Consider the following 12,094-nt stretch of genomic DNA (forward strand, 5'->3'; position numbering starts at 1 on the left):
GCCTGCCCATCCTGGGTCGACCTCAGTGGCTAGGAAATGTCACCGAATCGTTATTGTCTAGACAACGTGCCTTAACCTGAGCCAGCGACACTGACGCCATCCGATACAGGAGGCGTCACATGTCCAGCGTCACGATTGCCGTGCAACGGCTCAGCAAGACCTTTGGTCAGACCCGCGTCCTCGAGAACGTCGGCTTCGACATCCATGCCGGCGAGATGGTGGCCCTGATCGGGCCGTCAGGCTCGGGCAAGTCGACGCTGCTGCGTCACCTGGTGGGGCTGACCACCGCCAACCGTAAAGCCGACAGCCGCATCCGTGTGATGGGTCGCGACATTCAGCGAAGCGGCCGCCTGCTGCGCGGTTCGCGCGCCCAGCGCTGTCGCTGCGGCTACATCTTCCAGCAGTTCAATCTCGTCGGCCGCCTCAGCGTGCAGACCAACGTGCTGATCGGCCGTCTCGGCTCGATGCCGCGCTGGCGGGCCCTGCTCGGGCGCTTCACCGACGAGGAGCGCGCCCAGGCTCGCCAGGCCCTGGCCCGTGTCGGCCTTGCCGAACTCGCCGACCAACGCGCCAACACCCTCTCCGGCGGCCAGATGCAGCGCGTGGCGATCGCCCGCGTGCTGATGCAGGACGCCGACGTGATTTTCGCCGATGAGCCCATTGCTTCCCTCGACCCGCGCAGTGCGCGCGAAGTCATGGACATCCTCAAGCGCATCAACCTCGAGGATGGCCGTACCGTGCTCGTCTCGCTGCATCAGGTCGATTACGCCCGCCGCTACTGCTCGCGGGCCATCGCCCTCAAGCAGGGGCGCCTCTACTACGACGGCCAGACCGAGGGCCTCACCGAGGCACGACTCCAGTCGCTCTACGAGAACGCCGGGTTTGACGAACCACGCCACTCGCCAGTTCCCGTTGCCGCCCGCGTCGCCTTGGGCGCCGCCAGCTGATCCATCGCCAACCGCCACCAAGAGGTTTCCACCATGAGCCGTAATCTTCGCCGTCTCACCCTGCCGCTGATCGCCGGCCTCGGCCTGCTCGGCAGCCAGCTCGCTACCGCCGAGGAAGAACTCGACACCCTGCGCTTCGGCATCATCTCCACCGAGGCCAGCCAGAACCAGGAGCCGCTGTGGCGCCCGTTCCTCGACGACATGGCCGAGAGCCTCGGCGTCGAGGTCGAGCCGTTCTTCGCCAACGACTACGCCGCGGTGATCCAGGCCATGCGCTTCGACAAGATCGACCTCGCCTGGTACGGCAACAAGTCGGCCATGGAGGCGGTGGACCGCGCGGGCGGCGAGATCTTCGCCCAGACCGTGCCCGAGAACGGCGAGCCGGGCTACTGGAGCCTGCTGATCGTGCACCAGGACAGCCCCCTGGAGAGCGTCGAGGACGTGCTGGCCAACGCCTCCGAGCTGACCTTCGGCAACGGCGACCCCAACTCGACCTCGGGCTTCCTGGTGCCGAGCTACTACGTCTTTGCCCAGAACGGCGTCGAGGCCACCGACATCTTCAAGCGCACCCTCAACTCCAACCACGAGACCAATGCGCTGTCGGTGGCCAACCGCCAGGTAGACGTCGCCACCTTCAACACCGAGAGCATGGAGCGCCTGGAAATGGCGCACCCCGACAAGGCTGAGCGGCTCAAGGTGATCTGGCAGTCGCCGCTGATCCCGTCCGACCCGCTGGTCTGGCGCGAGGACCTGCCGGAATCGATGAAGACCCGGCTGCGCGACTTCGTTCTGAGCTACGGCGAGACCGAGGAGCAGCGCGAGAGGATCGCGCCGCTGCAGTGGGCGCGTTTCGACGCCTCCGACAATGACCAGCTGCTGCCGATTCGCCAGCTCGAACTGTTCAAGCAGCGCGCCCAGCTCGCCGCCGACGACTCGCTCGACGATGCCGACAAGCAGCGTCAGTTGGCCGAGCTCGACGCCCGGCTCGATGAGCTCGACGAGCGCCTCAAGGCCCGCGAGGCCGCCCAGGCCGAAGAGAGCACGGGCGTGACCACCGCCATGGCCCAGTAACCGGCCCCGTCCGCTACGGCAATCGAGTTCCGAGGGGCCGCGCTGGCCCCTCTCCGGAGAACCTTCATGACCGCAACGACTCCCGCGCTCGTCAACGCCCCGGCCAAGCGCAGCTGGCTCAATCTGCTCGGCTGGGCCGTCGCCCTGGGCGTGCTGGCCTGGGCCTGGCAGGGCACCGAGATGGATCCCGGCGCGCTGGTCGCCAACGCCGGCAACATGGCCGAACTCGCCGCCGACTTCTTCCCGCCGGCGTTCGGCAACCTGGAGCGCTACATCGACCAGATGCTGGTGACCATCCAGATCGCCATCTGGGGCACGCTGCTGGCGATCGTACTTGCCATCCCCTGCAGCCTGTTGTCGTCCGAGAACCTGGTGCCGTGGTGGATCTACCAGCCCATGCGCCGGCTGATGGACGCCTGCCGCGCCATCAACGAGCTGGTCTTCGCCATGCTGTTCGTGGTCGCCGTGGGGCTCGGCCCCTTCGCCGGCACCCTGGCGCTGTTCGTCCACACCACCGGCGTGCTCGCCAAGCTGTTCTCCGAAGCCGTCGAGGCCAGCGAGGCCGGCCCCATGGAGGGCATTCGCGTCACCGGCGCCGGGCGCATCGAGGAGATCGTCTTCGGCCTGATCCCCCAGGTGCTGCCGCTGTGGATCTCGGTGAGCCTCTACCGCTTCGAGTCGAACATCCGCTCGGCCACCGTGCTGGGCATGGTCGGCGGCGGCGGTATCGGCGTGGCGCTGTGGGAAACCATGCGCGGATTTCAGTACGCCGAGACCGCCACGATCATGCTGGTGATCATCATCGCCGTCACCGTGCTGGACATGGCCTCGCAGACCGTACGCAAGCGTTTCATCTAGGAGACAAAGGTGGCCGCGCTCGCGGCCCTTGCCTTCGAAAGCTCCATTTCTCGCTGGAGTGAACATGTCTAGACAAGTAACCGATACGCCGCCGGCCAGGGCTCCCCGCTATCGCACGCTGGCCGATACGCTGGCCCGCGAGGTGCGCAGCGATTACGCCCCCGGCGAGCTGCTGCCGGCGGAGGCGGCCCTGGCCCGGCGCTTCGAGGTCAACCGCCACACTGTGCGGCGCGCGCTGGACGAGCTGGTGGCCGCGGGTATGGTGACCCGCCATCAGGGGCGCGGCACCCAGGTCGTCGACCGTCGTCTCGATTATGCCGTCAGTGTCGCCAGCAAGGTGACCCATAACCTCGCCGCGCTGGGTATCGCCACCCAGACCGAGTGTCTCTCCCAGCGCCTGTGCGAGCCGCCCGAGGCCATCGCCCAGCGCTTCGGGCGAGGCCCCGGCGAGTGCTTGCTGTGCGTCGACACCCTGCGCCACATCGGTGGCGCGCCGCTGATGCTGCTGTGCCACTGGTTCGATCCCGCGCGGGTGCCGGGCTGGGAGCGGCGCTACCGCGGCGGCTCGACCCGGGCGCTGCTCGCTCAGCATTACGACTTGCAACTGTTTCGCCGGCGGGTGCGCATCGAAGCCGGCAGCGCCACCCGCGGCGACACCCGCCATCTGCGCTGTCCGCTCGGCGCCCCGCTGCTGCAGCTCGTAAGCGACAACGTCGATCGCGACGGCACGCTGGTCGAGATATCGGTCAGCCGCGCCCGGGCCGACCGGCTCGCCTACCACATCGATTTCGACTCCGACGAGGTGCCCTCATGACCCCCTTGCACGACCACAGCAAGCCGCAGGCGCGACGCCAGCGGGTGCTGGCGCTGACGCCCCGTGACCAGCTCGAGGCCCGCTGGGCCACGCTCGGCATTCGTGCCGCGTATCGCTGCGTGCGTGGCCCCGAGACCGGCATGGCCATGCTGCGCGGCCGCATGGGCGGTACCGGCAACGCCTTTCACCTCGGCGAGATGACCCTGACCCGGGCCAGCGTTGCCCTCGATGACAGCGCTGGGAACGACGCGTTACTGGGACATGGCTGGGTGAGAGGGCGCGACCACCGCCACGCCGAGCTGATCGCCCTGGTCGCTGCCTGCGCGCAGCGCGAGGCCTGGACCCGACGTATCGACAGCGAGCTGGTTGAGCCGCTGGAGGAGGCGCTCGAGACGCGCCGCGCCGAGGCATCGCGCCTGGCGGCCGCCACCCGCGTCGATTTCTTCACCCTGGTACGAGGGGAGTGACCATGCTCTGGCCGACACTGAACGATCCCGTGCACGACAGCCAGCGGCTGTTTCGTCAACTGCTCACGGCGATGAGCGAGCCCGGCACGCTGCATACGCTGGAGGTGCCGTCGCCGCCGGGTGACGACATCGGCCCCGCGCTGTGGGGCGTCCTGCTGACTTTGTGCGACCTCGACACCCGGGTGTGGCTTGCCCCCGCCCTGGGCGGGCCCGGCCTGCAAGAGGCGCTGGTCTTCCACACCGGCTGTCGCCTGACCGCCGATCCTGCGGAAGCCGACTTCGCCCTGGTCACGCCGGGCGTGCTGGCGAAGCCTGTCGCATTCGCCCTGGGTAGCGACGAATACCCCGATCGCAGCACCACGCTGCTGGTTGCGCTCGATACCCTCGAGCCCGCCGGCGAGTGGCACCTCATTGGGCCCGGCATCGCCGAACGGCGCCAGTTGGGCCTGGGCGCGGCGGCCGCTCCCCTGATGGCGCGGCTCGCCGCCAACCGCGGGAGTTTCCCGTGCGGGCTCGATGCCATCCTCACCTGCGGCGCGCGACTCGCTGCGCTGCCGCGCAGCACCCGAATCGAGGAGGTCGCCTGATGTACGTTGCCGTCAAAGGAGGCGAGCGCGCCATCGCCAACGCCCATCGTCTGCTGGCCGACCGACGCCGCGGCGACCGCGAGCAAGCCGAGCTCGAGGTCGACCAGATCCAGGGCCAGCTGCGCCTGGCCGTCGACCGGGTCATGAGCGAGGCGTCGCTCTACGACCCCGAACTCGCTGCGCTTGCCATCAAGCAGGCCAGCGGCGACATGATCGAGGCGGTGTTCCTGCTGCGGGCCTTCCGCACCACGCTGCCGCGCCTGACGGTGAGCGAGCCGCTGGACACCGGCACCATGCGCATCGAACGTCGCATCAGCGCCACCTACAAGGACATCCCCGGTGGCCAGGTGCTGGGGCCGACCTACGACTACACCCATCGCCTGCTCGACTTCCTGCTGCTCGCCGAGGGCGAGACGCCAGCGGCGGAGCCCGGTGAGCAACCGCTGGCGCCGTGCCCGCAGATCCTTGAGCTGCTAGACGCCGAGGGGCTGATCGAACGTGAGCGGGACGATGGCAGCGAGCCGGCCGACATCACTCGCGATCCGCCCGACTATCCCGTCGATCGCGCCGCGCGCCTGCAGATGCTGGCGCGCGGCGACGAGGGCTACCTGCTGGCGCTGGGCTACTCCACCCAGCGCGGCTACGGGCGCAATCATCCCTTTGCGGGGGAAATCCGCCTGGGCCAGGTGGAGGTGGAAATCTTCGCCGAGGAGTGGGGCGAGGTGGTGTGCGTCGGCGAGATCGCGCTGAGCGAGTGCCAGATGATCAACCAGTTCGGCGGCTCCCGTGAGGCCGCGCCGAAGTTCACCCGCGGTTACGGACTGGCCTTCGGTCATAGCGAACGCAAGACCCTGGCCATGGCGCTGGTCGACCGCGCGCTGCGCGCCGAGGAGCTCGGCGAAGAGATCCAGGGCCCCGCCCAGCAGGCCGAATTCGTGCTGGCGCATGCCGACAACGTCGAGGCCTCGGGCTTCGTCTCGCACCTCAAGCTGCCGCACTACGTCGACTTCCAGTCCGAGCTCGAACTGCTGCGCCGCCTGCGGCGAGAGCACGAGGCGCGAAGGCAGGGGGCGTGCCAGGAGGCCGGCCCGCCGACATCGACGATCGACGAGCGCGCTGCCGCGCCAGGAGACCCAGCATGAACGGCTACAACTTCGCCTACCTGGACGAGCAGACCAAGCGCATGATCCGCCGTGCGCTGCTCAAGGCGGTGGCCATCCCCGGCTACCAGGTGCCCTTCGGCGGCCGCGAAATGCCCATGCCCTACGGCTGGGGCACCGGTGGCATGCAGCTCACCGCCAGCATTCTCGGTGTCGACGACGTGCTCAAGGTGATCGACCAGGGTGCCGACGACACCACCAACGCGGTCAGCATCCGTGCCTTCTTCGAGCGCGTGGCGGGGATCGAGACCACCACCGTGACGCCGGCCGCGAGCGTCATCCAGACCCGCCATCGCATTCCCGAGACGCCGCTGGAGCCGGGCCAGATCCTGGTCTTCCAGGTGCCGATCCCCGAGCCGCTGCGCTTCATCGAACCCAGCGAGCAGGAAACCCGGCTGATGCATGCTCTGGAGGAGTACGGGGTGATGCACGTGAAGCTCTACGAGGACATCGCCCGCCACGGCCATATCGCCACCACCTACGCCTACCCGGTGAAGATCGACGGGCGCTACGTGATGGATCCCTCGCCTATCCCCAAGTTCGACAACCCCAAGCTCGACATGAGCCCGGCGCTGCTGCTGTTCGGCGCGGGGCGCGAGAAGCGGCTCTATGCCATCCCGCCGCATACCCGCGTCGAGAGCCTCGACTTCGAGGATCACCCCTTCGAGATCCAGCGCTGGGAGCAGCGCTGCGCACTGTGCGATAGCGATGCGAGCTTTCTCGACGAGGTGATCACCGACGATGCCGGCGGGCGCATGTTCGTCTGCTCGGATACCGACTACTGCCTGACACGCCGGGGAGAGCTGTCATGAAACGTCCCGACCCTTCTGCTCCTGTCCTGGCCAGGCCCGAGCTGGAACGCCCCATCCTGCTCGACGTGCAGGACGTCACGCGACTCTACGGCCCCGGCAAGGGCTGCGAAGCGATCGATTTCCGCCTGCATGCCGGCGAGGTGCTGGGGATCGTCGGCGAGTCCGGCTCCGGCAAGTCGACGCTGCTGCGCGTACTCGCCGGGCTGGAGGCGCCGGGCGCCGGCCGGGTGGTCTATCACCGGCCGGGCGATGCCAGCGAGACCGATCTCTACGCCATCGGTGAGGCGCGGCGCCGCGCGCTGTTGCGCCTGGAGTGGGGCCTGGTGCACCAGAACCCGCGCGACGGGCTGCGCATGGGCGTCTCGGCCGGAGCCAACGTCGGTGAGCGACTGATGGCGCTGGGCCAGCGGCACTACGGCCAGCTGCGTGCCGCCGGCCAGGACTGGATGGCCCAGGTGGAACTCGACCCGGCACGCATCGACGACGCGCCGCGCACATTCTCCGGCGGCATGCAGCAGCGCCTGCAGATCGCCCGTACCTTGGTCACCCGGCCGCGGCTGGTGTTCATGGACGAACCCACCGGCGGGCTAGACGTCTCGGTGCAGGCGCGACTGCTCGACATGCTGCGCACCCTGGTGCGCCAGCTCGGGCTCTCGGTGGTGCTGGTCACCCACGACCTGGCCGTGGCCCGCCTGCTCGCCCACCGCCTGCTGGTGATGCGCCGCGGCCGGGTGGTGGAAGCCGGCCTCACCGACCAGATCCTCGACGACCCGCAGCACGCCTACACGCAGCTGCTGGTGTCGTCGGTGCTGACCCCATGACCGAGGAGACGACCATGACCCCGATTCTCACCGTCGAGCGCCTCGGCAAGGGCTTCGTGCTGCACGGCCAGGGCGGGCTCGCGCTTTCGGTAATGCGCGACCTCTCGCTCGAACTCCACCCGGGCGAGTGCCTGGTGCTGGCCGGACCCAGCGGCATCGGCAAGAGCACGCTGCTCAAGATCCTCTACGGCAACTACCTGGCCGGCGAAGGGCATATCCGCCTGCACTTCAGCGACGGGCCGCTTTCCCTCACCGAGCTGCCGGCCCACGCCTGGCACGCCCTGCGCCGCGACGTGATCGGCTATGTCAGCCAGTTCCTGCGCGTGGTGCCGCGGGTCTCGGCACGCGAGGTGGTGATGGAACCGCTGCTGGCGCGCGGCGCCGATGCGGCCGAGGCCAGGGTGCGGGCCGAGACGCTGCTGGCGCGCCTCAACCTGCCCGAGCGGCTCTGGTCGCTGCCCCCCGGCACCTTCTCGGGCGGCGAGCAGCAGCGCGTCAACATCGCCCGTGGCTTCATCGGCGAGCATCCGCTGCTGCTGCTCGACGAGCCCACCGCTTCGCTGGACGCCGCCAACCGCGCGGTGGTGGTCGAACTGATCCGCGAGGCCAAGGCACGCGGTACCGCCATGCTCGGCATCTTCCACGACGAGGACGTGCGCGAGCGGGTGGCCGACCGCCTGCTGCCGCTGGAATCGTTCATGGCGCCGTCCCTCGCGCCCTCCGCTCAACCGATATCTCGAGGCCTCCCCCATGCATGAACAGATCCTCAGCAACGCCCGGTTGGTCCTCGACGATGAGGTCGTGATGGGCAGCCTGGTGATACGCGACGGCCGGATCGCCGAACTGGATACCGCCCCAAGCCGCCACCCCGCGGCGGTCGACTGCGGCGGCGACTACCTGCTGCCCGGGCTGGTCGAGCTGCACACCGACAACATGGAGAAATACTTCCAGCCGCGCCCCAAGGTGGCCTGGCCGGCGCGCCAGGCGGCGCTGGCCCACGACGCCCAGATGGCGGCGAGCGGCATCACCACGGTGTTCGACGCCGTGGCCATCGGCGACGTCAACAAGGAGAGCATGCGCCACCAGGCGCTCACCGAGATGTGCCGGGCGATCGACGACATCGTCGACGCCGGCCTGGCGCGGGTCGACCATCGCCTGCACCTGCGCTGCGAGGTCAGCCAGGCCGAGACGCTTGCGCGCTTCCGCGAGCTCGCCGACCTGCCGCGACTGGGCCTGGTGTCGCTGATGGATCATACCCCCGGGCAGCGTCAGTTCGTCTCGTTCGAGGCCTACAGCACCTACTACCAGGGCAAGTACGGCCTGAGCGACGAGGAGCTCGCGGCGTTCGTCGAGCGCCAGGTCGCCAGCAGCGCCCGCTACAGCGCCGAGCACCGGCGCGCTATCGCCGCGGAGTGTCACGCGCGCGGGCTGGCGCTGGCCAGCCACGACGACGCCACCCTCGAGCACGTCGCCGAGAGCCACGAATACGGCACGCGGGTGGCCGAGTTTCCCACCACGCGGGAGGCCGCCGAGGCTTCGCACCGGGCCGGCATGGCGGTGATGATGGGCGCCCCCAACGTAGTGCGCGGCGGCTCGCACTCCGGCAATATCGCCGCCGCCGAGCTGGTCGCACAGGGGGTGCTGGACGTGCTCTCTTCCGACTACTATCCGGCGGCGCTGCTAGACGCGGTATTTCGCATCGCGCGGATGGAGAACGGCTACGCGCTGCCGCGGGCCGTGGCCACGGCCACGCGGCTGCCCGCCGAGGCGGTGGGGCTCGCCGACCGCGGCCGACTCGCCCCCGGGCTGCGCGCCGACCTGATTCGGGTGCGGTTGTGCGACGACCATCCGCTGGTCGAGCGGGTATGGTCCGCCGGGCGGCAGGTGCACTGATGGGCGCCTTGGCCGAGGCAGCGGCTGGGCGGCTCGTCTATGTGATGGGCCCCAGTGGGGTGGGCAAGGACAGCCTGCTCGACGCCACGCGTCGACGACATCCCGAATGGCTGGTGGCGCATCGCTACATCACCCGGCCGAGCAGCGCGAGCGAGGACAGCGTGAGCCTGAGCCGCGCGGAGTTCGCCTGGCGCCGTCAGGCGGGGCTGTTCTGCCTCGACTGGCAGGCCCATGGGCTCGATTACGCGCTGGGGCTCGAGGTGTGTGCCTGGCTCGAGCGCGGCGCCACGGTGCTGGTCAACGGCAGTCGGCGCGCCCTGCCGCTGGCCGAGGCGCGCTTCCCCCGACAGCTGCGCCCGGTGATGGTAACGGCTCGGCCGGAGGTGCTGCGCGAGCGGCTCCAGCAGCGGGGGCGGGAAAGCCGCGAGCAGATCGCGGCCCGGCTCGAGCGGCATCGCCAGCTCGAGCGAGCCTGTCCCGGCGTGCACCGCCTGGACAACAGCGGAGCGCTCGAATCCACGCTGGCGGCTCTCGAGGCCTGGCTGGCCGAGGAGTGCGTCTCGTGAGGCTGCGCTTTGTGGGCACCGGCGACAGCGCCCAGGTGCCGCGCTTCGGCTGCGACTGCCCGGCCTGCCAGCGCGCCAGGGTGCTGAGCTGCCATCGGCGTGGGCCCTGCTGTGCCGAGGTGCGGGTGGACGGGCAGCGCTACCTGCTCGATGCGGGGCGCATGGACCTTGCCGAAAGCTGCGAGCGTGAGCGCCCTGCGGCGATCCTGCTGACGCACTACCACGTCGACCATGTGCAGGGCCTGTTTCACCTGCGCTGGGGTACGGGCGAGCCGATTCCCGTCTACGGCCCCAAGGATCCGCAGGGCTGTGCCGATCTCCACCAGCATGCCGGCGTGCTCGCCTTCCAGCCGGGGCTCAAGCCGTTCCGCCCGCTGCACCTCGAGGGCTTGGAGGCGATCCCGGTACCGCTCAACCACAGCAAGCCGACGCTGGGCTACTGTCTCGACGACGGCGGCTCGCGGCTGGCCTACCTTACCGATACCTGCGGGCTGCCGCCCGAGACCGAGCGCTTCCTGCGCCGCTGGCGGCCCGATGCGGTGGTGCTCGATGCCACGCATCCGGCCAGCCACACCGAGCCGCGCAATCACAACACGCTGTCGATGGCGCTGGAGATCGTCGAGCGGCTGGCACCGCAGCGGGCCTGGCTGACCCACCTGAGCCATGCCGTCGATGCCGAGGCCATGGTCGCGCCGCTGGCATTGCCGCCGCACGTGGCGCTGGCGCAGGACGGTGACGAGCACGAGCTTTGCGTGCCGTACGATGGGGCCGGTCGAGGAGCTGAACGTCACGCCGCGGGGCTAGCCCGAAGCGCCCCTGGATAAGGTCCGTTACCCAGCCACCCAACTCCCTTACCTGCTGTCTCAGGCGGCTGAACTATGGTGGTGAAAGAGCCTTCGTCCGGACAACAGGGAGAGAGTCCATGAAAGCGCTGTGTTGGCACGGAAAGAACGACATCCGCTACGAGACGGTTCCCGATCCCCACATCGAGCATCCTCGCGACGCCATCGTCAACGTGAGCAGTTGCGCCATCTGCGGTTCCGACCTGCACCTCTACCATCATTTCATTCCCGGCATGGAGTCGGGCGACGTGGTGGGCCATGAGTTCATGGGTGAAGTCATGGAAGTCGGGGGCGATACCCGCGACCTCAAGGTCGGCGACCGCGTCGTGGTGCCCTTCACCATCACTTGCGGCGAATGTGACCAGTGCCGGCGCGGCAATTTCTCGGTGTGCGAACGTTCCAACCGCAACAAGGCGCTGGCCGACAAGGTCTTCGGCCACGGCGGGGCGGGGCTGTTCGGTTACTCCCATCTCACCGGCGGCTATGCCGGCGGTCAGGCGGAGTTCGTCCGCATACCCTTCGCCGACCAGACGCACATCAAGGTGCCGGACAGCCTGACCGACGAGCAGGTGCTGTTCCTCGGCGACATCTTTCCCACCGGCTGGCAGGCCGCCGTGGCGTGCGAGATCGAACCCACCGACACCGTGGCGATCTGGGGGGCGGGGCCGGTCGGCCAGTTCTGCGTGCGCAGCGCCGTGCTGCTCGGCGCCGAGCAGGTCGTGGTGATCGACAATGTGCCCGAACGCTTGGCCATGGCCGAGGCCGGCGGGGCGATCGCCATCAACTTCGACGAAGAGAGCGTGCTCGCCCGCCTGCAGGAGCTGACCCGCGGCAAGGGCCCGGAGAAGTGCATCGATGCGGTGGGCCTGGAGTCGCACGTGCCGCGCTCGGTCGACTCCGTCTACGACCGGGTCAAGCAGGCCCTGATGCTGGAGAGCGACCGGGCTCACGTGCTGCGGGAGATGATCTACGTCTGCCGCCCGGCCGGCATCCTGTCGATCCCGGGCGTCTACGGTGGCCTGGTCGACAAGATCCCCATGGGACCGCTGATGAACAAGGGGTTGACGGTGCGTACCGGCCAGACCCACGTCAAGCGCTGGACCGACGACCTGCTGCGCATGATCGACGAGGGGCAGATCGATCCTTCCTTCGTAGTGACGCATACCGCTGGACTGGAACAGGGCCCGGACATGTACAACACCTTCCGCAACAAGCAGGACGGCTGCGTGAAGGTGGTGCTCAAGCCCTGAGGTTCG

Annotated in this window: 14 protein-coding genes; all 14 read left to right on the top strand. The window is 69.0% G+C overall.

Features of this window, described 5'->3' with window-relative positions; all coding sequences use genetic code 11:
- Nucleotides 1-119 precede the first annotated feature (119 nt).
- The 14 genes from phnC to ACRWQA_RS01875 all read left to right on the top strand — a co-directional run bounded on the left by phnC (nucleotide 120) and on the right by ACRWQA_RS01875 (nucleotide 12,088).
- Nucleotides 120-947, top strand: a complete 828-nt coding sequence (gene phnC, locus ACRWQA_RS01810) for a phosphonate ABC transporter ATP-binding protein (protein WP_434230838.1) — start codon at nucleotides 120-122, stop codon at nucleotides 945-947.
- Between the two features lie 33 nt (nucleotides 948-980).
- Nucleotides 981-2,018 carry a phosphonate ABC transporter substrate-binding protein gene (gene phnD / locus ACRWQA_RS01815; RefSeq protein ID WP_434230835.1) on the top strand — a complete coding sequence of 346 codons (1,038 nt, stop codon included), beginning with the start codon at nucleotides 981-983 and terminating at the stop codon, nucleotides 2,016-2,018.
- Nucleotides 2,019-2,084: 66 nt separating this feature from the next.
- On the top strand, nucleotides 2,085-2,876 hold the full coding sequence (phnE, locus tag ACRWQA_RS01820) for a phosphonate ABC transporter, permease protein PhnE (protein WP_434230833.1): 792 nt from the start codon (nucleotides 2,085-2,087) through the stop codon (nucleotides 2,874-2,876).
- 64 nt (nucleotides 2,877-2,940) lie between these two features.
- Nucleotides 2,941-3,690: a phosphonate metabolism transcriptional regulator PhnF gene (gene phnF, locus ACRWQA_RS01825; RefSeq protein WP_434230831.1), complete on the top strand. Its 750-nt coding sequence runs from the start codon at nucleotides 2,941-2,943 to the stop codon at nucleotides 3,688-3,690.
- On the top strand, nucleotides 3,687-4,157 hold the full coding sequence (gene phnG / locus ACRWQA_RS01830) for a phosphonate C-P lyase system protein PhnG (protein ID WP_434230828.1): 471 nt from the start codon (nucleotides 3,687-3,689) through the stop codon (nucleotides 4,155-4,157). Before phnF ends, phnG begins: the two co-directional genes overlap by 4 nt.
- A gap of 2 nt (nucleotides 4,158-4,159) precedes the next feature.
- On the top strand, nucleotides 4,160-4,744 hold the full coding sequence (phnH, locus tag ACRWQA_RS01835; protein WP_434230826.1) for a phosphonate C-P lyase system protein PhnH: 585 nt from the start codon (nucleotides 4,160-4,162) through the stop codon (nucleotides 4,742-4,744).
- Nucleotides 4,744-5,886, top strand: a complete 1,143-nt coding sequence (locus ACRWQA_RS01840) for a carbon-phosphorus lyase complex subunit (RefSeq protein WP_434230824.1) — start codon at nucleotides 4,744-4,746, stop codon at nucleotides 5,884-5,886. The genes phnH and ACRWQA_RS01840 overlap by 1 nt, the downstream gene beginning before the upstream one ends.
- Nucleotides 5,883-6,716, top strand: a complete 834-nt coding sequence (locus ACRWQA_RS01845; protein ID WP_434230821.1) for an alpha-D-ribose 1-methylphosphonate 5-phosphate C-P-lyase PhnJ — start codon at nucleotides 5,883-5,885, stop codon at nucleotides 6,714-6,716. Before ACRWQA_RS01840 ends, ACRWQA_RS01845 begins: the two co-directional genes overlap by 4 nt.
- The gene (gene phnK, locus ACRWQA_RS01850) at nucleotides 6,713-7,537 is read left to right on the top strand and encodes a phosphonate C-P lyase system protein PhnK (protein ID WP_434230818.1); all 825 of its coding nucleotides are present in this window, start codon (nucleotides 6,713-6,715) and stop codon (nucleotides 7,535-7,537) included. The genes ACRWQA_RS01845 and phnK overlap by 4 nt, the downstream gene beginning before the upstream one ends.
- Nucleotides 7,538-7,551: 14 nt before the next feature.
- Entirely contained in the window at nucleotides 7,552-8,295 is a 744-nt protein-coding gene (gene phnL, locus ACRWQA_RS01855; RefSeq protein ID WP_434230816.1) for a phosphonate C-P lyase system protein PhnL, read from the top strand.
- On the top strand, nucleotides 8,288-9,430 hold the full coding sequence (locus tag ACRWQA_RS01860) for an alpha-D-ribose 1-methylphosphonate 5-triphosphate diphosphatase (protein ID WP_434230814.1): 1,143 nt from the start codon (nucleotides 8,288-8,290) through the stop codon (nucleotides 9,428-9,430). Before phnL ends, ACRWQA_RS01860 begins: the two co-directional genes overlap by 8 nt.
- Nucleotides 9,430-9,996 carry a phosphonate metabolism protein/1,5-bisphosphokinase (PRPP-forming) PhnN gene (phnN, locus tag ACRWQA_RS01865; RefSeq protein WP_434230813.1) on the top strand — a complete coding sequence of 189 codons (567 nt, stop codon included), beginning with the start codon at nucleotides 9,430-9,432 and terminating at the stop codon, nucleotides 9,994-9,996. The genes ACRWQA_RS01860 and phnN overlap by 1 nt, the downstream gene beginning before the upstream one ends.
- The gene (phnP, locus tag ACRWQA_RS01870) at nucleotides 9,993-10,820 is read left to right on the top strand and encodes a phosphonate metabolism protein PhnP (protein ID WP_434230810.1); all 828 of its coding nucleotides are present in this window, start codon (nucleotides 9,993-9,995) and stop codon (nucleotides 10,818-10,820) included. Before phnN ends, phnP begins: the two co-directional genes overlap by 4 nt.
- A gap of 98 nt (nucleotides 10,821-10,918) precedes the next feature.
- Nucleotides 10,919-12,088 (top strand): zinc-dependent alcohol dehydrogenase, encoded by a 1,170-nt coding sequence (locus ACRWQA_RS01875; protein ID WP_434230808.1) that lies wholly within the window; start codon nucleotides 10,919-10,921, stop codon nucleotides 12,086-12,088.
- Nucleotides 12,089-12,094 lie beyond the last annotated feature (6 nt).

Source organism: Billgrantia sp. C5P2, assembly GCF_051062895.2.